This window comes from Streptomyces sp. 3-6 (assembly GCF_056323165.1).
Map to the genome: position 1 here is coordinate 1 of NZ_JBWHZP010000001.1, position 25,209 is coordinate 25,209.

At 75.4% G+C, this 25,209-nt stretch carries 22 protein-coding genes, 1 tRNA gene and 1 pseudogene; 12 read left to right on the forward strand and 12 right to left on the reverse strand.

What is annotated here, in order from left to right:
* Positions 1 to 181: 181 nt before the first annotated feature.
* Positions 182 to 1,093 (reverse strand): annotated as a pseudogene (locus AC02VZ_RS00005) (IS5 family transposase).
* A 37-nt stretch (positions 1,094 to 1,130) separates the two neighbouring features.
* Between AC02VZ_RS00005 and AC02VZ_RS00010 the strand changes: the two are divergent.
* The 4 genes from AC02VZ_RS00010 to AC02VZ_RS00025 all read left to right on the forward strand — a co-directional run bounded on the left by AC02VZ_RS00010 (position 1,131) and on the right by AC02VZ_RS00025 (position 5,471).
* On the forward strand, positions 1,131 to 1,760 hold the full coding sequence (locus tag AC02VZ_RS00010) for a class I SAM-dependent methyltransferase (protein ID WP_476474163.1): 630 nt from the start codon (positions 1,131 to 1,133) through the stop codon (positions 1,758 to 1,760).
* An 81-nt stretch (positions 1,761 to 1,841) separates the two neighbouring features.
* Positions 1,842 to 2,453 carry an alpha/beta fold hydrolase gene (locus AC02VZ_RS00015; protein ID WP_476474164.1) on the forward strand — a complete coding sequence of 204 codons (612 nt, stop codon included), beginning with the start codon at positions 1,842 to 1,844 and terminating at the stop codon, positions 2,451 to 2,453.
* A gap of 99 nt (positions 2,454 to 2,552) precedes the next feature.
* On the forward strand, positions 2,553 to 4,097 hold the full coding sequence (locus AC02VZ_RS00020) for a 4-hydroxyphenylacetate 3-hydroxylase N-terminal domain-containing protein (RefSeq protein ID WP_476474165.1): 1,545 nt from the start codon (positions 2,553 to 2,555) through the stop codon (positions 4,095 to 4,097).
* A 108-nt stretch (positions 4,098 to 4,205) separates the two neighbouring features.
* Entirely contained in the window at positions 4,206 to 5,471 is a 1,266-nt protein-coding gene (locus AC02VZ_RS00025; protein WP_476474166.1) for a glycoside hydrolase family 26 protein, read from the forward strand.
* Between the two features lie 73 nt (positions 5,472 to 5,544).
* Here AC02VZ_RS00025 and AC02VZ_RS00030 read toward each other — a convergent pair whose 3' ends face one another.
* The 9 genes from AC02VZ_RS00030 to AC02VZ_RS00070 all read right to left on the reverse strand — a co-directional run bounded on the left by AC02VZ_RS00030 (position 5,545) and on the right by AC02VZ_RS00070 (position 16,020).
* Complete coding sequence (locus tag AC02VZ_RS00030) at positions 5,545 to 6,642, reverse strand: GNAT family N-acetyltransferase (RefSeq protein WP_432055453.1); 1,098 nt, start codon at positions 6,640 to 6,642, stop codon at positions 5,545 to 5,547.
* Complete coding sequence (locus AC02VZ_RS00035) at positions 6,639 to 7,304, reverse strand: YveK family protein (protein WP_432055452.1); 666 nt, start codon at positions 7,302 to 7,304, stop codon at positions 6,639 to 6,641. The genes AC02VZ_RS00030 and AC02VZ_RS00035 overlap by 4 nt, the downstream gene beginning before the upstream one ends.
* Complete coding sequence (locus AC02VZ_RS00040; protein ID WP_432055451.1) at positions 7,301 to 8,515, reverse strand: glycosyltransferase; 1,215 nt, start codon at positions 8,513 to 8,515, stop codon at positions 7,301 to 7,303. Before AC02VZ_RS00040 ends, AC02VZ_RS00035 begins: the two co-directional genes overlap by 4 nt.
* On the reverse strand, positions 8,512 to 9,282 hold the full coding sequence (locus AC02VZ_RS00045) for a polysaccharide deacetylase family protein (protein WP_432055450.1): 771 nt from the start codon (positions 9,280 to 9,282) through the stop codon (positions 8,512 to 8,514). Before AC02VZ_RS00045 ends, AC02VZ_RS00040 begins: the two co-directional genes overlap by 4 nt.
* 4 nt (positions 9,283 to 9,286) lie before the next feature.
* Positions 9,287 to 11,188: a lipid II flippase MurJ gene (locus tag AC02VZ_RS00050; protein ID WP_476474523.1), complete on the reverse strand. Its 1,902-nt coding sequence runs from the start codon at positions 11,186 to 11,188 to the stop codon at positions 9,287 to 9,289.
* Between the two features lie 218 nt (positions 11,189 to 11,406).
* Positions 11,407 to 12,765, reverse strand: a complete 1,359-nt coding sequence (locus AC02VZ_RS00055) for an O-antigen ligase family protein (protein ID WP_432055449.1) — start codon at positions 12,763 to 12,765, stop codon at positions 11,407 to 11,409.
* A gap of 5 nt (positions 12,766 to 12,770) precedes the next feature.
* A complete protein-coding gene (locus AC02VZ_RS00060) occupies positions 12,771 to 14,219 on the reverse strand; it encodes a sugar transferase (RefSeq protein ID WP_476474167.1) in 1,449 nt (482 codons plus the stop codon).
* Complete coding sequence (locus tag AC02VZ_RS00065) at positions 14,216 to 15,604, reverse strand: glycosyltransferase (RefSeq protein ID WP_432055447.1); 1,389 nt, start codon at positions 15,602 to 15,604, stop codon at positions 14,216 to 14,218. Before AC02VZ_RS00065 ends, AC02VZ_RS00060 begins: the two co-directional genes overlap by 4 nt.
* Before the next feature lie 50 nt (positions 15,605 to 15,654).
* Complete coding sequence (locus AC02VZ_RS00070) at positions 15,655 to 16,020, reverse strand: hypothetical protein (RefSeq protein ID WP_432055446.1); 366 nt, start codon at positions 16,018 to 16,020, stop codon at positions 15,655 to 15,657.
* A 611-nt stretch (positions 16,021 to 16,631) separates the two neighbouring features.
* On the opposite strand from AC02VZ_RS00070, the gene chpG reads away from it, so the two are divergent.
* The 6 genes from chpG (at position 16,632) to AC02VZ_RS00100 (ending at position 21,208) form a co-directional block, all read left to right on the forward strand.
* The gene (chpG, locus tag AC02VZ_RS00075) at positions 16,632 to 16,871 is read left to right on the forward strand and encodes a chaplin ChpG (protein WP_432055445.1); all 240 of its coding nucleotides are present in this window, start codon (positions 16,632 to 16,634) and stop codon (positions 16,869 to 16,871) included.
* A 249-nt stretch (positions 16,872 to 17,120) separates the two neighbouring features.
* A complete protein-coding gene (locus AC02VZ_RS00080) occupies positions 17,121 to 18,059 on the forward strand; it encodes a hypothetical protein (protein WP_432055444.1) in 939 nt (312 codons plus the stop codon).
* A 264-nt stretch (positions 18,060 to 18,323) separates the two neighbouring features.
* The gene (locus AC02VZ_RS00085; RefSeq protein ID WP_432055443.1) at positions 18,324 to 18,608 is read left to right on the forward strand and encodes a hypothetical protein; all 285 of its coding nucleotides are present in this window, start codon (positions 18,324 to 18,326) and stop codon (positions 18,606 to 18,608) included.
* Positions 18,609 to 18,983: 375 nt separating this feature from the next.
* Positions 18,984 to 19,505: a hypothetical protein gene (locus tag AC02VZ_RS00090; protein ID WP_476474168.1), complete on the forward strand. Its 522-nt coding sequence runs from the start codon at positions 18,984 to 18,986 to the stop codon at positions 19,503 to 19,505.
* A 247-nt stretch (positions 19,506 to 19,752) separates the two neighbouring features.
* Positions 19,753 to 20,358 carry a tyrosinase family oxidase copper chaperone gene (locus tag AC02VZ_RS00095; protein WP_476474169.1) on the forward strand — a complete coding sequence of 202 codons (606 nt, stop codon included), beginning with the start codon at positions 19,753 to 19,755 and terminating at the stop codon, positions 20,356 to 20,358.
* A complete protein-coding gene (locus tag AC02VZ_RS00100) occupies positions 20,342 to 21,208 on the forward strand; it encodes a tyrosinase family protein (RefSeq protein ID WP_432055440.1) in 867 nt (288 codons plus the stop codon). The genes AC02VZ_RS00095 and AC02VZ_RS00100 overlap by 17 nt, the downstream gene beginning before the upstream one ends.
* A gap of 268 nt (positions 21,209 to 21,476) precedes the next feature.
* On the opposite strand, the gene AC02VZ_RS00105 is transcribed toward AC02VZ_RS00100, so the two are convergent.
* On the reverse strand, positions 21,477 to 21,782 hold the full coding sequence (locus AC02VZ_RS00105; RefSeq protein ID WP_432055439.1) for a chaplin: 306 nt from the start codon (positions 21,780 to 21,782) through the stop codon (positions 21,477 to 21,479).
* Positions 21,783 to 22,219: 437 nt separating this feature from the next.
* On the opposite strand from AC02VZ_RS00105, the gene AC02VZ_RS00110 reads away from it, so the two are divergent.
* The gene (locus tag AC02VZ_RS00110) at positions 22,220 to 22,969 is read left to right on the forward strand and encodes a ferritin-like domain-containing protein (RefSeq protein WP_476474170.1); all 750 of its coding nucleotides are present in this window, start codon (positions 22,220 to 22,222) and stop codon (positions 22,967 to 22,969) included.
* 215 nt (positions 22,970 to 23,184) lie between these two features.
* On the opposite strand, the gene AC02VZ_RS00115 is transcribed toward AC02VZ_RS00110, so the two are convergent.
* Positions 23,185 to 23,257: transfer RNA gene (locus AC02VZ_RS00115), tRNA-Arg, on the reverse strand.
* Positions 23,258 to 23,580: 323 nt separating this feature from the next.
* Here AC02VZ_RS00115 and AC02VZ_RS00120 point away from each other — a divergent pair.
* A complete protein-coding gene (locus tag AC02VZ_RS00120) occupies positions 23,581 to 25,206 on the forward strand; it encodes a dynamin family protein (RefSeq protein ID WP_432055437.1) in 1,626 nt (541 codons plus the stop codon).
* The last annotated feature ends 3 nt before the right edge of the window (positions 25,207 to 25,209 follow it).

A 25,209-nucleotide genomic window follows, 5' to 3' on the forward strand; every position in this document is an offset into this window, starting at 1 on the left:
GGCCACCGTGACGACACGCGTGATGGCACACTGTTCGGACAGCGGAGCCTCCGGTACTTGTGAACGGCTTGTCTTGGTCGACTGCCAGTTCTACCGGGGCTCCGCTCCTCATGTCCGGCGAAACCGCAGTTCACAACCCCTGGACAACCCCACCCAGCCCGCAAACTTCACGGCCTTGGCACTAGAGCCTGTCTGACAAATGATCACCTGGCCGCTTCGCGGAGCCAGAGGATCAGGGAGGCCAGGATGACTCCTGCGCGGTAGCGGTCCGCGAGCTTGTCAAACCTGGTGGCGATTGCACGGAACTGCTTGAGGCGGGCGAAGCATCGTTCGACCACGTTGCGGTCGCGGTAGATCTCTGAGTCGAAGGCGGGTGGCCGGCCACCGCGGCGTCCCCGGCGTCGGCGGTTGGCTACCTGGTCACGGCGCTCGGGGATCGTGGCGGCGATGCCCCGATGCCGCAGCAGGTGACGGATGGCCCTGCTGGAATAGGCTTTGTCACCCAACACACGATCCGGTCTCGTGCGCGGCCGTCCTGTGCTCACCCGCGGGGTGCGGATCCCGTCAAGGACATCAGCGAACGTGGTGGCATCGTGGGCGTTTCCGGGTGTGAGCACAATCGACAGCGGCAGACCCCGGCCGTCGACGGCGAGGTGGATCTTGGTGGATAGCCCGCCGCGGGACCGGCCGAGGGCCTGGCGCGCCTGCGAGTGGCCCGGATCATCCAGTTCGTCCCCGGCCGCGTCCCCCTTTTACGGGCGCCCGCGGCGTGCTGGTGGGCCCGGTTGACCGTGGAGTCAACGGCGACGGTCCACTCCACCCGGCCCACCGCGTCGTCACGGACCTGGACGTACTCCAGCAACTTCGCCCACGTGCCGTCGGCCTCCCAGCGGGCGAACCGCTCGTAGACGGTCTGCCACGGCCCGTACCGCTCCGGCAGGTCGCGCCAAGGAGCCCCGGTCCGCAGTCGCCACAGGACGCCGTTGACCACCTGCCGGTGATCACGCCACGGACGGCCGCGCCCGTCCAACTGCGGCAACAGGGGCTCAATTCGCTCCCACGCCGCATCTGCCAATTCACCTCGACCTGCCACAAGATCAATTATCAGACCGCCATATAGAGTCCTGCCCGTGGCGAATCATCAGGACGAGACCAGGGCGGCCTACGACGGAGTCGTCGAGCTGTACGCATCGCTGTTCGCAAACCGGCTGGAGGAACAGCCATTCTCCCGGACCATGATCGGCACCTTCGCCGAACTGGTGCGCGCTACGGGCAACCCGCGGGCAGCCGACGTCGGGTGTGGACCCGGACATCTGACAGCCATGCTGCACGAACTGGGCCTGGACGCCTTCGGACTAGACCTCGCCCCCGGCATGATCGACCACGCCCGGCAGGCCCATCCGACGCTGCGCTTCCAGGAGGCGCGGATGGAATCCCTGCCGATCGAGGACGCCTCGCTCGGCGGCGTGCTGGCCCATTACTCGATGATCCACACCCCTCCGGGAGAACTACCGGAGCTGCTCGCCGAGCAGGCACGCGTCCTGGCGCCGGATGGTCTGCTCCTGGTCTCCTTCTTCGGGGCCGACGGACAGGAACCGGTCCAGTTCGACCACAAGGTGGCGCCTGCCTACAGCTGGCCGACGGATCGCCTCGCTGAACTACTGGCCGATGCCGGGCTCGTTCCTTTCGCCCGGCTGCTCCACGATCCGGCCTCCGAGCGGGGCTTCCTCGACGCTCATCTGTTGGCCCGCCGCGCGTAGGTCCTGCCCGGAAATACCTGCCGGACTGCCAGCGCAACTCGGGACTGCCAACTCGGCAGAGGTTCGCTGATCTAACGCGAATTGTCAGACAGGCTCTACATCGACCAGGTCCACGAGGTGCTCGACGCACTCGGCCAGGACAGCGCCTACTTCAGCGGGGAGTCGCTCGGCGGCTGGGTGACCGCCCGGTTCGCGCAGCTCCACCCGGAGCGCACCGAGCGGATCGTGCTGAACACCATGGGCGGCACGATGGCCAACCCCAAGGTGATGGAGCGGCTGCTGACGCTGTCCACGCAGGCCGCCGAGGACCCGTCGTGGGAGCGGGTCAAGGCGCGCCTGGAGTGGCTGATGGCCGACCCGTCGATGGTCACCGACGACCTGATCAGGACCCGGCAGGCGATCTTCGAGCAGCCGGACTGGAAGACGGCCTGCCGGATGAACATGGCGCTGCAGGACCTCGAGATCCGCAAGCGCAACATGCTCAGCGACGACGACCTGCGCGCCATTCGGGCGGAGGCGCTCGTCGTGTGGACCACCAAGGACCCGTCGGGCCCGGTCGACGAGGGCCGCCGCATCGCGGACCTGATCCCCCGCGGCCGGCTCGCGGTGATCGAGAACGCGGGCCACTGGCCCCAGTACGAGCAGACCGAGACCTTCGACCGGATCCAGCTGGACTTCCTGCTCGGCCGCTGACCCCGCCCCGGCCGGCCGTCGCCGCGACGGCCCGGCCGCCCCGCCCCGGCGGACCGGAGCCGGACGCGCCCACCAAGCCTCACCGCAAGGAGTGACGACATGGGAGTTCGTTCTGGTGCCGCCTACCTGAAGGGTCTGCGGGACGGGCGCAGCCTGTACGTCGACGGCGAGCGGGTCGACGACGTCACCGCCCACCCCGCCTTCCAGGGCGTGCTCGCGACGCTCGCCGGACTCTACGACGCCCAGTCGGACCCCGAGTTCGCCGACGTCCTGACGGTGCGGGACCCCGCGACCGGGGAGCGCTACAGCACCACCCTGCTCGAGGCGCGGGACCACGAGGACGTGCTGGCCCGGCAGCGGTGCGACCGCCTCCGGACCGAACTCACCTACGGCATGATGGGCCGGCTGCCGGACTTCATGAACGCCTACCTGCTCGACGTGAAGAGCAGTCTGACCCACGTCGGCAAGCACGAGGAGGCGGCCCGGATGGACGCCTGCCTCGACCGGCTGCGGCGGGAGGACCTCGCGGTCACCCACACCCTGGTGGACCCGCAGAGCGACCGCTCCACGCAGGACGCCCCGCCGGAGGCGGTGCGCATCGTGGAGCGCCGCGAGGACGGCATCGTGATCCGCGGCGCCCGTCTGCTGTCCACCCTCGCCCCGGTGGCCGACGAGGTGTTCGTCGGCCCGTACGTCCCGCGCCGGCCCGGGCAGGAGGACTACGCACTGGTCTGCACCCTCCCGCTGGACACCCCCGGCCTGAAGATCCTCTGCCGGCAGGCCTACGACCGCGGGGACGGCCTGTTCGACACCCCGCTGAGCGGCCGGTTCGACGAGGGTGACGCGATCCTCGTCTTCGACGACGTGTTCGTCCCGCGGGACCGGGTGATCGTCGCCGGTGACCTGGACGCCTACAACAACGTGGTGCGCAACGCGGTCGGTTACGGGCCGCTGCAGGGCGCGGCGCGCAGCACCGCCAAGCTGAAGTTCCTCACCGGGCTGGCCACGGTGGCCGCGCGGACCACGGGCCGGGCCGAGTCGCGCCGGCACCAGGAGGAGATCGGCGAGGTCGTGGGTCTGCTGAACGTCGCCGAGGGCCTGCTGGACGGGGCCGCGCTCGACCTGAGCCGGCGGATCGGCGAGCGCCGCGACCCCGCGTCGGTGCGGCGCGGGCACGGCCTGCCGGGTGAGGAATCGCGGGTCGGCATCGCGGCGCTGACGTTCTTCTTCCCGTCGGCGATCGCCCGGGCGGTGGAGGTGCTGCGGATGATCGCGGGCAGTGGCGCGATCGTGATGACGGAGGGCGACCTGCGTTCACGAGGACATCGCTCACCTCGTCGACACCTACGTCCACGGGCCGGGGGTGAGCGCCGAGCGGCGGCTGCGGGTGATGCGGATGGTCTGGGACATGACGTGCAGTCCGTTCGCCGCCCGGCAGGCCCTCTACGAGCGCTACTACACCGGCGACCCGATCATCGGCAGGGTGCAGTTCTTCCACGCCCCGAAGACCCGCGAGGCGGAGGCCCTCGCCGAACGCCTGCTGGGAGCCGCGACCACGAACTGATCCGGCAGGGGGCCTTTCCTCGGTTCGGTCACCGGTGCGGGCGACGGGAGCACTCGAAAGCCGTAGCGGCGGTGGCGTGATCGTCCTTCATATGACTGGGTGTCAGTAGGGCAGGACGACACGCAGACGTGGGGAGCGGCGCACACCCGGGCGCGGCGCCGCCGCGGCGACGAACCCGAGGAGCAGGCATGGCCCCACCCCAGCGACGACCCCGGCTGCGGCGGCTGGCGTGTCTCGCCGCGACGGTCACCGCGGCCGCCACCCTGGCCGCCGGACCCGGTTTCGCCGCCGGCGAGCGGACGGACCCCACGCCCGGCCCGGCGGCGCCGAGCCCCTCGGCCCCGGCGCCGCCGGCCCCGTCGCCACCCACGGAGCCCCCGGCCACCCCGTCACCCCCGGCGCCCGCACAGCCCGAGCCCGCCTTCGGCGCCTACCTCGACTACGGGCCCCGGGGGGTGACCCGCATGGCCGAACTCAGCCAGTGGCTGGGCGGCGCCCGGCTGCGCGTGGGCCACACGTACCTGCCGGGTGACCGGTGGAGCAACATCGAGGGCCGCCCCGGATTCCTCGACGTCTGGGCGAACTGGCGGCGCGGCGCCGACGACCGGATGCTCGTCCTCAACGTGCCCATGCTGGAACGCAACGAGGAGGGCCTGGGCGACGCCGAGGTGCGCCGCCTGCTGCGGCAGGGCGCCGCCGGCCGCTACGACCACCACTTCCGCGCGCTCGCCGAGCGGCTGGTCGAGCTGAAGGTGCCGGACACGGTCCTGGTGCTCGGCTGGGAGATGAACGGCATCACCTACACCCACCGCTGCGGCCCCGACCCGCAGGCGTGGAAGACGTACTGGAACCGGATCGTCACCACCATGCGCGCGGTGCCCGGCCAGGACTTCCGCTTCGACTTCACCCCGAGCCGGGGGCGGGACGCGATCGCCTGGACCGAGTGCTATCCGGGCGACGACACGGTCGACATCATCGGCATGGACTCCTACGACCAGCCGCGCGGCATGCCGTTCGACGAACAGGTGACGGAACCCTACGGCCTGCGGCACCACGTCGAGTTCGCGAAGTCCCGCGGCAAGCCCATCTCCTATCCGGAATGGGGACTGTTCCGCAACGGCGACAACGCGGAGTACATGAAGGGCATGCTCGCCTGGATGGACGAGCACAAGCCCCTCTACAACACGCTCACCGACTACTGCCCGCACGGCGTGTGGCAGTGCGGCCACAACCCCGAGTCCTCCGCCGTCTACCGCTCCGTGCTGTCCGGCCGCGGCACCGGCCCCACCCCGTCGGCCACCCCGCAGCCGGTGCCGTCCGCCGCCCCGACCGTCCCGCCGGCGGCTCCCGTACCGGCCGGCTGCACGCCGCTCGACCTGGGGCAGTGGGTCGAGTACTGGATGGGCGGCCGGCTCTGCCTGCGCCTCGACTGGTGGTCGCGGGCCGCCCGGTGACCCCGCCCGGGGCGCCCGCGACCCGGCCGGGCGGCCCCGGCCGGCACGGACGGCGGTGCGGCGGCGGACCGGGTCAGGGCCCGCCGCCCGCGTCGTGTCCGCGCCGCTTCAGCTCCCGGCCGCGCCGCCGGGCCGCCGCGTCCCCGACCGCCGCCGCGAGCAGCGGAGCGGTGCGCCGCCGGGCCAGCAGCAGCCGGCCGTTGCGCACCGGTTCCGGCCGCCAGTGGTGCTTGTACGGCTCGTCGCCGCGCAGCAGGCTCAGCGTCGCGTGGGCACCGTCCTTGGTGTGCGTGGTGCACGCGTCCAGCAGCATCACCGCCACGTCCGCCCGGACCTCCCGCAGCCGCGGATGGGCCCCGTACAGGTAACCGCCCGCGACCCGCGGCGACATCAGCGTCACGTCCACGGCGACCACCTCCCCGTCCAGCCGGAACTCGGTGACCACCGCGTCCCCGGCCCGCACCATCGGGCCGACGGCGCCCACCAGGTGCGCGCGGAACCGCGGCCGCAGGTGCTCGGGGGTGACGCGGCGGCCCGCCCACTGCAGCCGGTGCAGCTCCAGCAGCCGGGCCAGCGCCCCGTCCACCCCGCCGGGCGGGACGATGTGCCGCTGCACGCCCAGCCGGTCCAGCTTGCGCAGCTTGGCCCGCACCCGCTGCTGCGCCTTCGCCGACGGCAGCCGGGCGACCAGCTCACCCATCGGCACGGCGGGCAGCTCCAGGCACAGCGAGTCGTCCAGCCGCTGCCGGGGCCCCGGCCAGCGGGCGAGGAGCCGTTCGGCGGCGGCGCCGGGCCGCACCTCCCGCAGGTCGACCAGCGCGGTGCGGGCGGCCCCCGCGAGCGCGGCCGTGAGGGCGTCCACCGCCCCCTGCCCGCACGTGTCGTCCAGCAGCACGTCGCCGTAGTCGGAGATCGCCCCGCCCAGCGTCACCAGCGCCGGCCACGGCCGCCGCACCCGCATCAGCGGGGCGGCGGCGACGAGTTCCCCGCCCTCGCGCACCAGCAGCAGCCGCAGGTCCCCCGGCCGGCCGTAGGTGTGCCACCAGGACGACAGCCAGGCGTGGCTCTGGAACGGGGTGGCCTCCCGGCACCGGCGGTACAGCCGGGTCCAGGCGTCGCCGAGCGAGGCGAAGGCATCGTCGTCGGTGACCCGTTCGACGCGGTACGTCACAGCTGCCCGTGCACGTCGGCGGCGGGCGCCGGACCCGGCACCGACGGCGCGGGCGCCGGTCCCGGCACCGCACGCCGGGGGCGCGCGAGCAGGGCCAGGCCGCCCAGCAGGCCCCCGGCGCTCGCCCCGACCGCCCCGGTCACGGTCCACGGCGCCGACGACGGCTCGGTGGGCTCGGTGGCCCGGGCGAACTGCCGCAGCTCCACGCGGGTGGCGTCCGCGGCGCCCGCCGCGTGCCGGGTCAGCGCGCGCGAGACGGCGTTGGCCATGTCGGCGGCCACGTCCGGGCGGGACGAGGTCGCCGTGACCGACACCATCGGCGCGTCCGGCGAGGTCGCCGTGCGCACGCCGTCCCGCAGCGTGCTCACCGGCACGCCCGCCCACACCTGGGCGTCCCCCAGCACCGCGAGCTGGCCCGCCACCCGGCCGTACGCCTGGGCGAAGCCGAGCGCGGTGCCCGGGTCGGAGTTCTCCTTCGGCACCGCCACCACGTAACTGGTGGCCGTGTACGTGGGGGTGACGGCCAGCCCGTAGGCGGTGCCGAGCAGCGCTCCGGCGACGACCCCGGCCGCGGGCAGCGACCAGGGCGGCAGGGCCCGCAGCCGGACCAGGGGGGCGGCCGGGCGGCGCCGCCCGGCGGGCTTCGCTGGGTTCTCGGTCATGTCGAACTGACTCCCTCGGGTGACGGGGACGACGGCGACGGCACCGGGGGTGCCGGTGAGGGCGACGGCGGCGGGGCCGCTTTGGCCAGGGCGGCCGTGTAGACGTCCATGAGCAGGCCGGCGGTGCGGGTGACGGCGTAGTGCCGGACGGCCTCGGGCACCTCCCGGGACGGGGCGGCCGGCCCCCGGTGGCGCGCGCGGTCGCGCACCTCCGCCAGGGCGCGCGCGAACGCCTCCGGCCCGCCCTCGACCCGCAGCGCCCCGGGCGCGGCGGACGCGGGCAGGTCCTCCAGCGCCGGGCAGGAGGCGTACCGCACCGGCAGACCGGACGCCAGGGCCTCCACGACCGCCAGCCCGAACGCCTCCTGCGGGGACGGCGAGGCGAACACGTCCATCGCGGCGGTCAGCGAGGGCAGGCCGGGCCCCGGGGACCCGGCGGGCGGATCGGCCCGCTCGCCGGCGAACAGCACCCGGCCGGCCACCCCCGCCTCCCGCGCGACGCGCCGCAGCACGCTCTCCTGCTCCCCGCCGCCCACCAGCAGCAGCCAGGTGTCGGCGGGCAGCAGGGCCAGGGCGCGGATCAGGACGTCGAAGCGCTTGCCCGGCACCAGCCGGCCGACGCCGCCGACGACGAACGCCCCCTCGGGCAGCCCCAGCCGGCGCCGGGTGCGCTCCCGGCCGGCCGGGTCGAAGCGGAAGCGGTCCGCGTCCACGCCGTTGGGGACCACCGCGATCCGCGACGCGGGCACCCCCCACTGGGCCAGCCGGGCGGCGACGGTGGCGGACACGGCGACGGTCGTACGGCCCAGCCGCTCCCCGGCCAGGTACAGGGCGCGCACGCCCGGGGTGAGCGGGCGCCCCTCCATCTGCGTCCGCCCGAGGGAGTGCTCGGTGGCGACCACCGCCCGCACGCCGGCCAGGCGCGCGGCGATCCTGCCGTACAGGCAGGCCCGGTAGAGGTGGGTGTGCACCAGGTCGTAGCCACCGGCGCGGATCAGCCGCACCAGCCGGGGCAGCGCGCCCACGTCGCGGTTGCCGGCCATCCCGAGGTGGGTGACCCGCACCCCGTCGGCCGTCAGTCCGTCGGCGACCGCGCCCGGGTTCGTCAGGGTCACCACGTCGCAGTCGACGGGCAGGTGCCGCAGCAGCAGCCGCAGTTGCTGCTCGGCGCCGCCCACGCCCAGACCGGTGATGACGTGCAGCGCCCTCACCGCGCGTCCTCCACCGGACGGCGGCGCAACCGGTGCAGCCGGTGCTTCAGGTACAGCCGCACGGAGGTGTCCCGCTGCCCGACGTGCACGCGGGGCAGGGCGTGCGGGCCGGTGAGCGGGCCGGGGTCGATGGCGCAGGCGTAGGCGTACCCGGCGTCGCGCACCGCGTCGACGGCGCGGCGGTCCAGGGTGCCGTACGGGTAGCAGAACCCCTCGACCGGAGCACCCGTCAGCTTCGAGAGCAGTGCTCTGCTGTCGGCGACCTCGGCGGTGAGCGTCGCGTCGTCGGCCCGGGTCAGATCGGTGTGCATCAGCCCGTGCGAGCCGATCTCCACGCCCGCGGCGGCGGCGCGGCGGACGCCGTCGGCGCTGAGCAGCGGCTTGCGCGGCCCGAGCGGGTCCCAGGCGTTGTCGCCGCCGAGTCGGCCCGGCAGCACGAACAGGGTGGCGGTGCACCCGTGGTCCGTGAGCACCGGCAGGGCGCCGGTGAGGAAGTCGGCGTACCCGTCGTCGAAGGTCAGGCCGACCAGATCGCGGTCCCCGCCCCGGGCGCGGGCGGCGAGCAGTTCGGCCATGGACACGCCCCGCAGCCCGCGCCGCCGCAGCCACCCCAGCTGGCGGTCCAGCCGTTCGGGCGTGACGGTGACGCGGTACGGGTCGTCGGCGCAGTCGCCGACGGAGTGGTACATCGCCACCCACGGCACGGGCCCGGCCGGGCGGGCGGCGGGTGCGGGGCGGTCTGCGGACACGGGTGCGGGTGCGGGCATGGCGTCACCTTCGCGTGAGGGTGCGGGCAAGGGGCCGGGCCGCCCGGCGCGCTGCGGCGCGGGCGGCGGAGCAGGCGGTGACACAGCCCTGGTCGCCCAGGGCCCGGCCGCACAGCAGGAACACGGCGGCCACGACGAGGACCCCGGCGACCAGGGCGAGGACGCCGGAGCCGCACCGCTGGGCGACCGGCAGGCCGGCCGCCGTCGCGGCCGTCGCGGCGGCCACCGGCCGCAGCAGCCCGGCCACCACCCGGCGGGTGCGCACCGCGATGCCGCGCGGCCCCGGACCGCACAGCAGCAGCACGGCGGTGACGGTGATCCCGGCGGCGTTGGCGGCGGCGATCCCCGCCACCCCCCACGGGCCCACCGCCCCGGCACCGGCCCCGGCGGTGACCGCCAGCCCCACGGCCATCGCGACGAGCGGGTACCAGGTGGCCCGGCCGGCCGAGAAGTACGAGCGGATCAGCACGCCGACCAGCGTCTGGGCGAGCAGCCCGAGCGCGTACACCCGCAGCACACCGGCCGTGGCCGCCGTGTCGGCGGCCGTGAACGCGCCGCGCTGGAACAGGAGTCCGACGATCCGCGGCGCGCACGCGACGACGGTGGCCGTCCCCAGCAGGACGACGGAGGCGGCCAGCGCCAGGTCGCGCTCCACCCGCGCCCGCGCCCGCCGGGTGTCCCCGTCGGCCAGCGCGCGGGCCACCACCGGGAAGGTGACGGTGACCAGCATCAGCGACCAGGTCATCGGGACCTGGGCCACCTTCTGCGCGTAGTTGAGGTGGGAGATGGACCCGGCGGGCAGCGACGAGCCGAGGAAGCGCTCCACCAGCACCTGCGACTGGCGGCACAGTGCGAACAGCAGGACGGCGAGGAGCAGCCCCAGGCCCATCGACGGCCCGGGACCCCGGCCCACCGCGGTCCTCGCCCGCGCGGCACCCTTCCGCAACTGGCGCAGGAGGTCCGGCAGTTGCACCGCCACCATCAGGCAGCCGCCCACGGCCACCCCGACGGCCGCCGAGCGCACGCCCCAGCGCTCACCGAGGGCGAGCATCACCACGACGATGCCGGTGTTGTAGACGACGTACACGGCCGCCGGGGCGAGGTAGCGGTGGTGCGCGCGCAGGGCCGCGCTGCAGTACCCGGCGAGCCCGAAACTGAGCACGCAGGTCGCGGTGAGCCGAGTGCAGTCCACGGCGAGGCCGGGGTCGGACAGGCCGGGCGCGAGGACCGCGACCACCAGCGGGGCGGCGGCCACGAGCAGCGCGCCGACCGCGACGAAGGCCAGCGACAGCCGGGGCAGCGTGGTGGCCACCAGCGCGCGGACCGGGTCGCCCGAGGCCCCCCGCGCCTGCCGGGCGAGCGCCAGGCTGAACGCCGGGATCAGCGCGATGGCCAGCCCGTCCTCGATCAGCAGCGTCGCCCCGAACTCCGGCACGGTCCACGCCACCAGGAACGCGTCGGTCTCGCTCCCGGCCCCGAACAGCCGGGCCAGCGCCTGGTCCCGCACCAGCCCGAGCAACGCCCCGGCCACCGACAGCACGGCGGTGACCAGCGCGGCCCGGCCGAGGAACCCCCCAGGGAGGTGCCCGCCGGCACCCCGCGGGCGGCGCGCGGGGGGCGACGGCGGCGATGGGGGCGACGGACGCGTCGTGGCGCCGGCCTGCGGGGTGGCGGGGGTGCCGTGGGGCTGCGCGGCGGCCCGCTCGGGGGCGGGAGCGGGGGCGTCGTGGGCGGTCGGGGTGGGGCGCGCGGGGGCGGGAGCACCGGTGCCGGTCGGGGCTGCCGGGGCCGGCCCGGCGCCGGGGGTGCGGCCCGCGGTGCCGCCCGTGGGGACGGCCGGGGTCGGCGGGGTGGCCGGGGTCGGCGAGGTGGCCGGGGTGGCCGGAGGCGGCGGGGCCGGCGGCAGTCCCGCGCTTGCCGGGGCCACCGGCACCCCCGGAGCCGCCAGGACTGCCGGAGCCGCCGGGACTGCCGGGGCCGCAGGGCCCCCCGCCTCCGCCCGGGCGCCGCCGGGGGACGCCCCCCGGGTGGTCGCGGGCCGCCAGCGGGCGATGCCCGAGGCCGTGCGGGTGGTGCCCCAGGGGGTGGGCGGGGCGGCCGCCAGGGAGCGCGGCGGAGTCGCCGTCATCGCGCCCCCGCCCCCTCGGCCGTGCCGCGAGCCGCCGGGACGGGACCCGGTCCGGCCGGGCGGGGCCCGGTGCTCCCGGTCAGCGCCCACCAGGCCGCCAGGCCCAGGCACACCGCCGTCAGCACGGTGGACGGGCCCCCGATGTCCGCGTAGGAGAAGTCGGTCAGCAGCCGGACCAGCAGCCCGCAGGCGATCAGCCCGCAGTCCAGGCCCGGCCCGCCGCTCCGGCGGACCCGCCACACCCTCCGCACCGCGCAGCCCAGCAGGGCCAGCCAGCCGCCCGCGAGGGCGAGCAGTCCGAGCAGTCCCTGTTCGGCGAGCACCAGCAGATACATGTTGTGCGGGGAGAGCAGGGGCTGCCGGCGGAACGCCGCGCCCGCGCCCTCCGTGTCGCTGCCCGAGGACAGCGCGAGCGAGGCGTGCGTGTCCCGGTGCTCCGGGAAGCCCTTCAACCCGACGCCCGTCAGGGGTTGTTCGCGCCACATCGCGGTCGCCGCCGCCCACATCGTGTACCGGTCGGTGACCGACTGGTCCGGCGCGTCGGTGACCCTCGTGATGCTGCCGACGCGCTCCTGGAGCATCGACGAGCCCACCCCGAAGCCGCCGACCAGGACGACCGCCGCCGCCACGGCCACCGCCCCCGCCGTCACCGCCCGCCGCAGCCCGGCGAGCGCCAGTTGCGCCGTGCACGCCACCGCCGTCGCGATCCACGCGCCCCGGCTGAACGACAGGGCGAGCGGGGGCAGCAGCACGAGCACGAACCCGGCGGCCACCAGCCGCTCCCGCAGCGGCGACCGGCCCAGCGCGAGACCGAGGGCGCACACCAGGCCCAGCGACACCACCGTCGCCATGCCCATCACGTCCTGCGCGCCGAACGTGCCCACCGCCCGCACCGGTTGCCCCTGGTAGGAGGCGCCCGTCCGGGTCACGTACTGGTGCACCCCGACCGCCCCCTGCCACACGGCGAGCCCCACCATCGCCCAGGCGGGCAGCCGGAAGTCGCGCCGGTCGCGGATCAGCAGCAGCACGGCCGTCGGCACCAGCACGAACACCTGGAGGTAGCGGCCCATCCCCGACAGCCCGGCCGTCGGTGACACCGCGGTGACCGCGGCCACCGCCAGGCCCAGCACCGGCAGCCCGAACACCACGGCCGCCGTGCGCGGCAGGGGCCGGCGCCGCTCCCGCAGCAGCCGGACCGCGCAGACGAGCACCACCAGCGCGGACACCGCGTCGGCCGGGCCCGGACCGTCCCCGCCGCCCGCGCCGAACGGCAGGGCGAGGACGACCACCACCGCCACCACGGGCAGCACCGGCGTCACGCCCCGCCCGCTGGGCGCGGGCACCGGGTGGGTCATGGTGGTCAGCTCCCCGTCGGCCGGACGAGCGTGGCGGCGGTGCGCAGCAGGATGCAGACGTCCTGCCACAGCGACCAGTTGTCGATGTAGGCGTTGTCGAACCGGGCCCGGTCCTCGATCGAGGTGTCCCCGCGCAGCCCGTGCACCTGCGCGAGCCCGGTGATGCCGGTCCGCATCCGGTGGCGGGCCGCGTAGCCGGGGTAGGTCTGGCTGAACTTGGCGACGAAGTACGGCCGTTCGGGACGCGGGCCGACCAGGCTCATGTCGCCGCGCAGCACGTTCCACAACTGGAGCAGCTCGTCCAGGGAGGTGCGGCGCAGGAAGCGGCAGAACCACGGCATCCGGCGCTCGTCCGCCACGCTCCACCGGGTGGCCGCCTCGTGCGCGTCGACCGGCCGGTGGGTGCGGAACTTCAGCAGCGTGAACGGGCGTCCGTCCCGCCCGATCCGCTCCTGCCGGAACACCACCCCGGGGCCGCCGGTCGCGCGCAGCACCGCCGCGCACACCAGCAGCAGCGGACTGACGAGCAGCAGCAGCACCGCCGACACGGTCACGTCCAGCATCCGTTTGCCCGCACCGCCGGGGTGTGCGGAGCCCGGGAACAGGCGGCGGCAGGGGAACCCGGCGAGCCGCTCCGGGGAGCCGGGCGAGGGACTGTCCACGTCGACCTCACGGACCGCGCACCCCGACTCGTCGAGCGCCCGCAGCAGCGGGCCCTGCCGCAGCCGGACCGAGGGGTGCACGACGACGACCTCGCGCACCCCGTTCTGGATGAGGGCGCGCTCGACCTCCTCGCCGCTGGTCAGCACCGGCAGCCCGTCGACGCCGTCCGGCTCCTCCGTGACGATCCCCACCGGCCGCACCCCGCACGCCGGATGGCGCAGCAGCGCCGCCGCCACCCGGCGCGCGAGCGGCGCCGGGCCCACGACCAGTGCGGCGCGCGGCCGGCGCAGCAGCCGGGCCCGGCGCCGGCGGTGGACCAGCCCCCGGCCCGCGCAGCCCGCCGCGCCCTGCACGGCGAACCCCAGCAGCAGGGTCGGCGCGGTCAGCGCCTGCTGCGGCGCGTACGCGGCGACCAGCGCGCCGAGCGCCAGCCACACCACGGCGATCCGTCCGCAGACGGCGGGCAGTTCGTCCAGCACCCCGGCCACCGGGCGGGGCCGGTGCGGGACGAGCAGCAGCGAGGCGGTGACCAGTCCCGCCAGCAGCCCCGCCACGACCAGCGGTCCGCGCCGGTCGCCGGTCAGGACCAGCGCCCCCAGCAGCGCGGCCGACCCGTCCGCGGCCATCAGCGGCAGCGGCGACTCCGGGCGGACCGGTGGCCGCCGGGCGGGGAAGCGGAAGCCGGCGGCCGAGCCGCGCGGCGGCATCACCGACACGGCCGGGTGCCGCCCGGCGTCCCGGGGCCGGCCGGCCGGGGTGGCGGGGGTGGGGACGGTGCTTTCCGCGGTCACGAGGGGATCGGCTCCCTGCACTCGGTGGGCGCGACGGACGTCACGGGCACCGTGCCGAGCAGGTCGCGGTACAGGGCCGCGACCGCCCGCGTGGTGTGCCGTACGTCGTGCGTGGACAGGACGTGCCGGCGCCCCCGCGCGCCCAGCGAGGCGCGCAGCGGCGGGTCGAGCAGCAGGGCGGTGACGGCGGCGGCCAGCGCGTCCGGGTCCCGCGGCGGCACCAGGCAGTGCGGCGCGAGGGACGGCGGCAGGCTCTCCCGGGCGCCGTCCACGTCGCTCAGCACCACCGGCCGCCCGCAGGCCATCGCCTCCAGCGGCGCGAGCGCCATCCCCTCCCAGCGCGAGGGCAGGACGACCAGGTCGGCCGCCCGGTACCAGGGCACGGGGTCGGCGACGGCTCCCGCGAACGCCACGGACCCCGGTGCCAGGGCACGCAGCCGGTCACGGTCCGGTCCGTCGCCGACCAGCACCAGCCGGGCCCCGGGCACCCGCCGCAGCACCGTGTCCCAGGCGCGCAGGAGGAGGTCCTGGCCCTTCTGCGGGCACAGCCGGCCCACGCACACCACCCACGGGGCCGCCGGGTCGACCCCGGGCAGCAGGCGGGACCGGGCGGAGGGCGCCACGGGCGGGGGCGGGGTGGCCGGGGCGGGGCCCGGGAGCGGGGAACCGACCGCGCCGGGTGCTGGAGGTGCGGCGGGTTCGGCGCGTTCGGCGGGGGCGGCGAGCGCGGAAGGTGCGGCGAGTACGGCAGGTTCGGCGGGTGCGGTGAGCACGGAAGGTGCGCCGGGTGCGCCGGGTGCGGCGAGTACGGAAGGTGCGCCGGGTGCGGCTGCGGTCGGCCGGAAGCGGGCGGTGTCGACGCCGTTGGGGACGACGGCGGACGGGCCGCGGATCCCGGCCCGCGCCCCGCGCCGCCGCTCGGCCTCGCTGACGCACACGGTGTGCGCCGTCCAGCGCGCCGCCCACCGTTCCCAGCGCACGGCCAGCGCGCCGGTGACCCCGCCGACCGCCTCGAACGACCAGGCGTGCGGTTGGAACACGGTCGGGATCCGGCCCCGGACCGCGAGCCGTCCGGCGAGCCCGGCCTTCGCGCTGTGCGCGTGCACCAGGTCCGGTGCCACCTCCGCCACCAGCCGCGCCAGCCGCCGCACCTCACCGGCCAGGGACGGTCCCGGCGAGCGGCCGGCGTCCCACGGCCGCACGTCGGCACCGAGCGCCGTCAGAGCGTCGGCCAGCGGGGTCCCGCCCGGGCAGGCGACCGCGACCCGCCACCCGGCGGCCAGTTGAGCCCGGGTCAGGTCCGTCACGACCCGGGCGACGCCGCCGTCCACGGGCTGCGTCAGGTGCAGGACCCGCGGCCGGGGGTCGGTCGGTGACTGGTGCATGCGCGGTTTCCTCGCTCGCGGACGGTGCTCGGGACGGGCGGGAACGCGCCTCACTCGTGGGTGTCGGCGGCGGCACGGTGCGTGCCGTGCCCTGCCGCGTCCGGCTGGGCAACGAGCCGGACGGCCACCTGGTCACCCGTGATCCCCGGCAGCCGGGCGTGACCGAACCCGTTCGACTCGTGGCCGGGGATGTCCGCCTCCGACGGGACGGGCCCGGCGAGCGCCCCCTCCGGTCCGGCGAGGACCGCATCCCGGCCGCCCGAACGGAGGTCGCGGCGGTCGGTCGTTCGAGGCGCGGGACGGCGGCCGACGGCTGCGGCGGCCGGGTACCGGTGGGGCGGTGCGCAGCGGAGGCGGAGCGCGCCGCCCGCTCCGGCGCGGTCGCGGCGGGGCAGCGGAACCGGGGGAATGCACACGACCGGCGTCACCCTTTCGGAGAGCGCCCCCCGGCCGTCCGGCCGACCGGCCGATGTCCCGAGCGGCGTCCGGCGGTGTGTCAGGGGGCCGTCATGAGTGCGTTGCGCCCGTGTCGGCAGGGCGTCGGGAGCGCCGCAACTCTAGCCCTTATGCGGGTGAACCCTCCGATATCGGGCAGAGTGTGTCGTCCGCCGGATGTGCGTTCGGGAGGGTGGCTGAGCGGCGGGGGCGCGGGGCGGCTCGGCGGCGGGCGTGGGGCGGGCCGGCGGCGGGCGGCGGCTGGTCGACTGCCGATCGGGGGTGGGTCGAGGTCGGACAGGGGGCTGGGGAGGGCCGGATCCATCAAGGCCGGACGAGGGCCCGGTCAAGGCCCGACCGAGGCCCCACCGGGGCCCGACGAGGTGGCGGACGACGGCAGCGGGGTGCGGGTCGGGCGCACATCGGAGCGACGGTCGGCGGGAGGGCGCTCGAAGGGGGCGTGCGTCCGGTGAGGGCGCCGCGCGGCGCGGGATCACTCCTTTGGCGGCACAACCCGAGCGGGCCCCACGCGTTGACACAACGCCGGGTATCCGCCCGGATGTTTGTGTCAACTCCCAAGGAGCACCTCTCCATGTCGCGTATTGCGAAGGGCCTGGCCCTGACCTCCGTTGCCGCCGCCGCCGTCGCCGGCACTGCCGGTGTCGCCGTTGCCGACAGTGGCGCGCAGGCCGCCGCCGCCCACTCCCCGGGCGTGCTGTCGGGCAACGTCATCCAGGTGCCGGTCCACGTTCCGGTCAACCTCTGCGGCAACACCATCGACGTCATCGGTCTGCTGAACCCGGCGTTCGGCAACACGTGCGTGAACGACTGACGTCGTTCCGGCTCATCCGCACCGGCCGTCCGTCCGTGGTCTCCCCACGGGCGGGCGGCCGGTTCGTGCTGCCCCCGATGGGGGTGGGGCGGACGACGCGTCCGGACGGGTGAGGCGTGCGGCCCCACCAGCGGTGACAGGCCGCCTTTGAGTAGACGGGAGGAGCGCGGAGTATTCGAACGGTTGCGGAGGGTGGTCGGTGCTCCCACGGTGGGCACAAGACCCGACGCACCATCGAAAGGATCTCCCATGCGTCTGCCCGCCCGCCGTCTCGCGACCACCGCTCTCGGTGCCGCACTCGTCCTGGGTGTCACCGGACCGGCCGCCGTCGCGGCCCACGGCGACGCGCACCGGGAACGCGCCCAGGTGTCCTCCCAGGCGCCCGTACCGGAAGCCGACGCGCTGCTCGGACAGGTCGGCAGTGTGGCCGGCCTCGGCGGCGTCCTCACGCCCGTCACCCAACTCCTCGACACCGTGCTGAAGTCGGACAACGGCCAGCTCCCCGACGCGCAGGCGACCGAACTGAGCGCCGCGGTCGAGGAGGCCATCGCCCAGGCGGCGGCCAACGCCCCGGCCGCCCAGCCGTCCACGACGACCCCCTCCACGACGAGCCCTTCCACGACGACGCCGGGCACCGCGACCCCGGGCATCACGGCGCCGGACTCCACCACCCCGAGTCCCGCTGCCCCGGGCACCACGACGCCCGGTGCGGCCACGCCCGGTACGGCCACGCCCGGTGCGGCCACGCCCGGTGTGACCGTGCCGGAGGCGTCGACGCTGCCCGCCCCGGCGGTGCCCGCCGCCCCGGTGACACCGGCCGGCGCGACGACCGGTGACGCCAAGGCCCCGGCCCCGGTCAGGGCGCAGGCACCGGCCGACCTCACGGTCGAGGCGCTCGCCGCCCTGCAGAAGGCCGTCGACGCGGTGGTCGCCGCCGCGACGGGCGACGACGCCGCCCAGGTCGCCCCCGCGGTCAGGGAAGCGGTGAACGGCCTCGTCAACGTCATCGCCGCCACCCTCGTCGGCAGCGGTCTGCCCGCCCCCACCCTGGAGGGCCTGCAGGCGCAGCCCGCTTCCCCGGAGACCTCCGGGACCTCCACCACGGCTCCTCCGGCCACCGCTCCGAGCACGGCCCCTTCGGCTGCCGTGCCGGCCGCGCCCGAGACGGTGGCGCAGCCGCCCGCCTGAACCGGCGACTGCCGAACACGCCCTGCTGGCAAAGCCGTTGCCCGCCCGTCCGCCGTCGCCCCGGTCACGGTGACCGGGGCGACGGCGTCGTTGTCGCCGGCCTGTGCGCTCCCTCGAAAGCCTCCTTCCGGCGGTGTTTTCGCCGTTCGGGGTTTCCCCCGCGGTCGGAGGTCGTTGGGCAGGGCGTCAGATTGCTTCCTGGTGACGGCGCCCGAGGATCATCGAAGGATCAGCGGCTTCGCGGTCACCGCAGAAAGGACCGTGATGAAGTCCCTGAAGGCCGCCGCCGTCGTTGCCGGTTCCCTCGTCGTCGCCGGAGCGGCGGCGCCCGCGTTCGCCTACGACAGCACCTCCGACCTCACCCCCACCAGCCTCAACGGTGCCGTCAACACCCTCACTCAGGGCCCGATCGACGTGATGCCGCTCAAGCACCAGTCCGACGCGCTCAACACCGAGAACGCGGACTCCCCGCTGAGCACCGTGAACGACGCGACCGACGCCCTCAACTCCACCGGCGGCCTCCTCGGCGGCCTGCCGCTGCCGAGCTGAGCCCCGCCGCCGGCCGCAGCGGCGTCCGCCCCGCCCGCCGTCCCGTCCGTCGGCGCTCCGCCCGGTCCCGGCCCGGTCCCGGAAGGCGCACCCGGGGCCGACGGACGGGCGGACGGGCGGACCGGCGTACGGGCGGACCGGCATACGGGCGGACCGGCGGACCGGCGGACAGAGGGACAGAGGGACCGGGGCACCCGCGCGCTCGCACCCGCGCTCCCGCGCACGCTGTGCCGGGTCGCACCAGTCGCACCCGTCGTGCCTGTCGTACTGCTCGTACTACTGCGGCATCCGGTGGATGTGTGCGTCGCACGGCCCCCCGGCTCGTTACTCGGTACGCATGCCGAGCCCCGCACCTGGAAAAGGACCGTGCCGCAGATGAAGTCGACCACCACCCGAGGAACCCTCGCCGCCGTGCTCACGACGATGGCGGCGGCCGCCGGCGCCCTCGCGGCGACGCCCGCCGCCGCCGTCGGGACGGTTCCCGTACCCGTGCCGCTCGGCGGGGCGGAACAGGCGCTCGGGGTCGAACTGCCCGAGGTCGCCGGGGCGGTCCCGGTGCTCACGGCGGGCACCCCGGAGGGGCCGGAGTTCACCGCGGGCCGCCTCATGCCGGAGGAGACGCTTCCGCAGCTCCCGCTCGACGGAGGGCTGCCCGGCGTCGACGTGCGGTCCCCGGTGCCGCACCTCCTCGGTGACGGCTCGGACCGGATCGGCGTCGACGTCCCCGCCGCCGATCTGCGCACCCTCACCCCCGGCCTGGCCGTGGACCCGCCGCTCACCCGGCCGGCCGCCGGGAGCCCCGGCCTGCCGCAGGCCAAGCTGCCGGAGGCCGGAGTCCTGGCCCCGACGGTGCGGACGGTCCCGGCACTCGACGTGGTGCTCGGCCCCGAGCGGTAGGCCGCGGCCCCGAGAGGACGCGCGGGGACGGGCCTCCCGGAGACCGTCCGGTGTGCCGGGGCGGACCACGCTCAGCTCCGGGACCCGTGGGTCGGCTCCGCCCGCAGGACCTCCGTCGTGCCCCGAGTCGTGCGGGCCCGGCCGAGCCGGGCGCGACCCGTACGGCCCTCCCGGCGGTGACCACGGGGGCCTCCGCGCGGTTACCGCTGTGGACGCTTGGACGCACGCACTCGCGGGAGGACGGAACATGGCCGGGCGCGACATGATCGGGCACGACAGGGACGGGCAGGGCGGGGACGGCCGGGGCACGGCCGTCGGGGACGGCGGGCGCGACGGGGCCGGCGGCGGCACCGCGGTGAGAACCGGCGGGCCGGACGCCGGAGGGACCAGACGGCAGCTGGCGCGCGGGCTGCTGGGCGCCGGGCTCGCGGCGGTGCTCGCCCCGGCCGTCACGTCGTGCGGCTCCGCAACCACCGGGGTCCACGCCGGCCGGCACTCCGCCGACGACGGGCGCCCCGGGGAGCCGCCGCACGGCGACGCCTCCGGGCAGGTGGTCTTCGACGAGGTCTACCGGGGCCGCCGGCTGCGCGGCATCCGGTCGACGACCGACCGCGCGGCCGACGGGACCGGGGGCGAGGGGACCTGGCGGGTCACCGTGGACGACCGCCCCCTGCACCTGATGCGCCGTGCCGACGGCACCTGGCTCACCATGGTCGACCACTACGCCTCCTACCCCACCCCGCTGGCCGCGGCCCGCGCCGCCGTCGACGAACTGGGCCCCGGGCGACGGCTGCGCGACCCCGGCGCCGGGCACGGGCCGGGAGGAGGGAGCGACCGTGGCGTACACGCGTAAGAACGTCACCGCGCTGACCCGCACCGAGAAGCGGCGGTTCGTCGACGCGCTGCTGGCGGTCAAACGGCGCGGCGAGTACGACGAGTTCGTACGGATGCACATCGAGTACTACACGGCGGACGGCGAACGCGGCCTGCGTGCCGCGCACATGGCGCCGTCCTTCCTGCCCTGGCACCGTCGCTTCCTCCTGGACCTGGAGAACGCGCTGCGCCGGGTCGACGACTCGGTGACCGTTCCCTACTGGGACTGGACCCGTGACCGCAGCCCCGACGGCCCGCCGTGGACCGACGACCTGCTCGGCGGCAACGGCCGCCGCTCGGACCGCAGGGTGACCACGGGCCCGTTCGCGTTCGCGGGGGGCAACTGGACGCTGCGGGAGAACGTCACCGACGAGAACTACCTCACCCGGGACCTGGGCCGGTCCCGTGACCCGATCGATCTGCCCACCCGGGCGGATCTGGAGGCGGCCCTCAAGGACCCGGTCTACGACGCCCCGCCCTGGGACTCGACGGCCACGAAGGGCTTCCGTAACAAGCTGGAGGGCTGGGGGAGCGGGCGCGGCAGCGTCTCCTGGCGCAACCACAACCGGGTGCACCGCTGGGTCGGGGGCGCCATGGTCGGTGGCGCCTCCGTCAACGACCCGGTCTTCTGGCTGCACCACGCCTTCATCGACCTGCAGTGGTCCCGCTGGCAGGAGCGCCACCGCACCCACCGCTACCTGCCGGCCGAGCCGCCGGGGCGGAAGGACCCGCAGTACCGCCGGATCGTGGCCCGCCACGAGCGGATGCCGCCGTGGAACGTGACCCCGGACTCCCTGGACGGCCACGACCGGATCTACCGGTACGTCTGAGGGCACCGCGGGGGAGCGGCGGGGCCGGGACCCCTGATCCACGGGGCCCACCTGAGCCACGGGACCCATGTGGGCCCCGTGGCTCACGTGATCCAGGAGTCCATGGGCCCACGTGATGCACGTGATCCACGGGGCCGCCTGATCCACGGGACCTCGGTGATCGTGGGACCTCGGTGTGTTCGTACGACCTCGGCGTTCACGGGGAACAAAGGGCGGAGCCCCGGCGCTCGAGGTGCCGGGGCTCCGCTCGTGGGGTGCGGTGCGGGTGTCAGTTCCCGTAGCCGTAACCGCCGTCGTGGCTGCCGGGGCCGGGGTTGCCCTTGTGGTTGTCGCCGTCGACGTTGGCGCAGGTGTTGCCGAAGGCCGGGTTCAGCAGACCGACCACGTTGATGGTGTTCCCGCACAGGTTGATCGGCACGTTGACCGGAACCTGGATGGCGTTGCCCGACACGACGCCGGGCGAGCCGACCGCCTTGCCCTGGGCGCCCGCGTCCGCCATGGCTCCACCGGCACCGGCCAGCACCACGGCACCCGTGCCGAGAGCGACACCGGCCACCTTCGCGATGCGCGACATCACGTTCTCCTTCTGACTCGTTGAGCGCGGCGGCACAGGACGCTGCCGCACGCCCCGTTCAACGCGGGGGGACCCGGCGGGTCACGGGGGTTCCGGCACGGATCACCCTTTTTGAACGGGTTGAGGCTCCCGTGCCCCCTCCGACCGGTCCTCGCACGGTGCGAGTCGCCACCACGAGGCGGAGCGGCCGGCCCCCACGGCCCGGCCCCCAAGTACAGCCAACCGGACCTGTCCCGCGCCGGACCGGACCCGTCCTGCGCCGGACCGGACCCGTCCTGCGCCGGACCGGACCCGTCCTGCGCCGGCCAGGGCAGGACCCCGGGAGAACGACAGTGGACCCGGGCACGGCAGTGGCCCCGGGAACGGCCCGGCTCCCCCCGGCGTCCCCACCTGTGCGGGGCCCGACGGTCGTGTCCCGGAACGAGGAGGGAGGGCCGGTGCCTGTGGCGGACCACGCCCGGTGGGTCATACGTTTCGAGGACGAACGCACACGCCGGGACGCCCTGGGCGACCCCGACTTCAGCCGCGGTGCGACACTGCACCCCGCCGTCCGGGCGGGCATCCAGCGGTTCCAGGTGGGCGAGGACGGTGACGGCACCAACCTCATCGGCAAGGCGGACCGGGCGGGCGACCCCGACTACGCGCGGGCGGTGCGTCTCTTCGTCGCCGAGGAGCAGAACCACGCCCGCCTCCTGGCCCGGCTGCTGGCCGCCGCCGGCGCGCCGACGCTGAGCGGTCACTGGAGCGACGCGGTCTTCGTCCGGTTGCGGCGCCTGCTGGGCCTGCGCACCGAACTGCTGGTCCTGATGGTCGCGGAGGTCGTCGCCCTGCGGTACTACCGCGCCCTGCGCGACGGCACCACCGACCCCCTCACCACCGAGGTGGCGGCCCGCATCCTCGCCGACGAGGAACGCCACGTGCCCTTCCACTGCGACCGGCTGCACACCTCCCTCGCCGGTCTGCCCCGGCCGCTGCGCCGCCCGGTGATGGCGCTGTGGCGTGTGCTGCTGCTGGCCGCCGCGGTCGTGGTCGCCGCCGGACACGGCCGGGCCCTGCGCCTGCTGGGCCCCGGCCGGCGCCGTTTCGTGGCCGACGTCCTGGCCTCGTCGGCCGACATCGTCACCGCGGTGCTGACACCCCGCCCTGCCGCACCCGGTGCCCGGGGGCCCGGCCGTACGCCGCGCTGAGTGCTGAACGTCTCGCCGAAGACGGACGGGCCCGCGCAGCCCCCACCCGGTGGGCGGCACGCCCGCGCCGTGGGACTTCCCCGGCAGCACCCGCGCGGTGGGGCGCTGCCCCGTCCCTGCGAGGGCGGAAAGGCGAAAGGCGCCTGCTCCGGATCGATGTGCGTCCCGACACGAAAAAGGCCCCTCACACGCTTCCGCAGGTGAGAGGCCGGCAGCGCCCCCGGCAGGACTCGAACCTGCGGCCAAGCGCTTAGAAGGCGCCTGCTCTATCCACTGAGCTACGGGGGCCGGTGTGGGTGGCCTGGCGCCGCGGTGCCCTGGTGGGGGGCGGTCCACGACGGTGCCGGGGACAAGGATAGGGCTCCCGCATCCTCGCCCCTGTCGCCTCGCCTCCGTGGCTCGATGTGGAGGTTGGGTGAAGCGGTCACGATAATCGCAGGCAGGTGCGAATCGTGCATCGCTTTTTGGTGCCGTGTGCATCGGGTGTTGTGCACTCGTTATGCCTCCGATGCGACCGTGTCCCAGTCGTCCCTTGCGTCCGATGTGTTCTATCGGCGCGCAGGCATGCTCATATGCTTCAGAATTCCCCTGAAATTGGGCATTCTTCCCATGTGGTGACCTTGGACGTACGGCCTCAGCTGCTCGACGCACTCTCCGCCCTGCGCGAGCGTGTCGCCGCCGCACGCTTCCCGCTGCCTCTGACGGGCGCGCCACGTGCGCGTGCCAACCGCGACGAACTGCTCGCGCAGCTCGACGACTACCTGGTGCCCCGGCTGAGGGAGCCGCAGGCCCCGCTGCTCGCCGTCGTCGGCGGCTCCACCGGTGCCGGGAAGTCCACGCTGGTGAACTCGCTCGTGGGACGCCGGGTCAGCGAGGCCGGGGTGCTGCGGCCCACGACACGCACCCCGGTCCTCGTCTGCCATCCGGAGGACCAGCACTGGTTCAGCGGCATGCGGGTGCTGCCCGACCTCACGCGCGTCTGGGTGCCCCAGCGGGAACCGACGGACGACCTGCTCCTCCCGGGCGAGAACCCCACCCGCGTGCTGCGCATCGAGACCACGGAGACCCTGCCGCCCGGCCTCGCCCTGCTCGACGCGCCCGACATCGACTCCCTCGTCACCGACAACCGGGTCCTCGCCGCCGAGCTCATCTGCGCGGCCGACATCTGGATCATGGTGACCACCGCGGCCCGCTACGCCGACGCGGTGCCCTGGCACATGCTGCGCACCGCCAAGGAGTACGACGTCACCCTCGTGACCGTGCTGGACCGGGTGCCCCACCAGGTCGTGGCCGAGGTCTCCCGGCAGTACGGCGCCCTGCTCACCAAGGCCGGACTCGGCCACGTGCCCCGGTTCACGGTGCCCGAACTGCCCGAGTCGGCCTGGGGCGGCGGCCTGCTGCCCGCCAGCGCGGTGGCGTCCCTGCGCACCTGGCTCGTCCACCAGACGCAGGACCCGGCCGCCCGCCGGCAGGTCATCGCCCGCACCGCCTACGGGATCCTGGACTCCCTCAACTCCAGGATGCCCGAGCTGGCCGGCGCCGCCGCCGCGCAGTACGCCGCCGCCCTCCGGCTCACCGCCGCCGTCGAGAGCGCGTACGACAGCGAGTACACGCGGGTGCGCGGCCGGCTCCAGGCCGGGGCCGTCCTCGCCGGGGACGCGCTCAAACGGTGGCGCGCCTTCCCCCTCGACTGCACGGCCGGCGAACTCCTCGACACCCTCGTGGAGAGCCTCGGCGCCCTGCTGCTCTGTGCCGTCACGGCGGCCGACGAACGGGTGGACGAGGCGTGGCGGCGCGAACCGGCGGCCGAGGCTCCGGAACTCGGCGACCACCGCGACGGCCCCGACCAGGACGGACCCACGGAGAGCGCCGAGCACCGCATCGGCCTCGCCGTCCGGCGCTGGCGGCGGGAGCTGGAGGAGTACGCGGAGGAGGAGGTGCGCGAGCTGGACCGCAACCTCGCCCCCGACCCCGAGACGGTCGCCGCCCTGGTGGCCACGGTGCTGCTGGGCGGACGGCGCACCCGCACCGCGGGGGAGCGGCTCGCCGAGTGGATCGGCGCGCACGGTGCGCTGCGGCTCCGCGACAAGGGCGGACGGCTGCTCCTGGAGCACATGGACCGGATCATGGACGCCGAGCGCGAGCGCCGCCTCGCCCCGCTCGACGGACTCGACGTGCACGCGGAACCCCAGGCCGAGCTGATCGCCGCGTTGTCCGTACTGCAGAAGGAGAGGTGACCG

Bases quoted from the DNA above. Each gene is read 5' to 3' on its own strand.
- AC02VZ_RS00020 (WP_476474165.1), top strand. From the start codon at position 2,553: ATGGGAGTTCGTTCTGGTGCCGCCTACCTGAAGGGTCTGCGGGACGGG.
- AC02VZ_RS00025 (WP_476474166.1), top strand. From the start codon at position 4,206: ATGGCCCCACCCCAGCGACGACCCCGGCTGCGGCGGCTGGCGTGTCTC.
- AC02VZ_RS00035 (WP_432055452.1), bottom strand. From the start codon at position 7,304: ATGACCGAGAACCCAGCGAAGCCCGCCGGGCGGCGCCGCCCGGCCGCC.
- AC02VZ_RS00045 (WP_432055450.1), bottom strand. From the start codon at position 9,282: ATGCCCGCACCCGCACCCGTGTCCGCAGACCGCCCCGCACCCGCCGCC.
- AC02VZ_RS00055 (WP_432055449.1), bottom strand. From the start codon at position 12,765: ATGACCCACCCGGTGCCCGCGCCCAGCGGGCGGGGCGTGACGCCGGTG.
- AC02VZ_RS00065 (WP_432055447.1), bottom strand. From the start codon at position 15,604: ATGCACCAGTCACCGACCGACCCCCGGCCGCGGGTCCTGCACCTGACG.
- chpG (WP_432055445.1), top strand. From the start codon at position 16,632: ATGTCGCGTATTGCGAAGGGCCTGGCCCTGACCTCCGTTGCCGCCGCC.
- AC02VZ_RS00080 (WP_432055444.1), top strand. From the start codon at position 17,121: ATGCGTCTGCCCGCCCGCCGTCTCGCGACCACCGCTCTCGGTGCCGCA.
- AC02VZ_RS00085 (WP_432055443.1), top strand. From the start codon at position 18,324: ATGAAGTCCCTGAAGGCCGCCGCCGTCGTTGCCGGTTCCCTCGTCGTC.
- AC02VZ_RS00090 (WP_476474168.1), top strand. From the start codon at position 18,984: ATGAAGTCGACCACCACCCGAGGAACCCTCGCCGCCGTGCTCACGACG.
- AC02VZ_RS00095 (WP_476474169.1), top strand. From the start codon at position 19,753: ATGGCCGGGCGCGACATGATCGGGCACGACAGGGACGGGCAGGGCGGG.
- AC02VZ_RS00105 (WP_432055439.1), bottom strand. From the start codon at position 21,782: ATGTCGCGCATCGCGAAGGTGGCCGGTGTCGCTCTCGGCACGGGTGCC.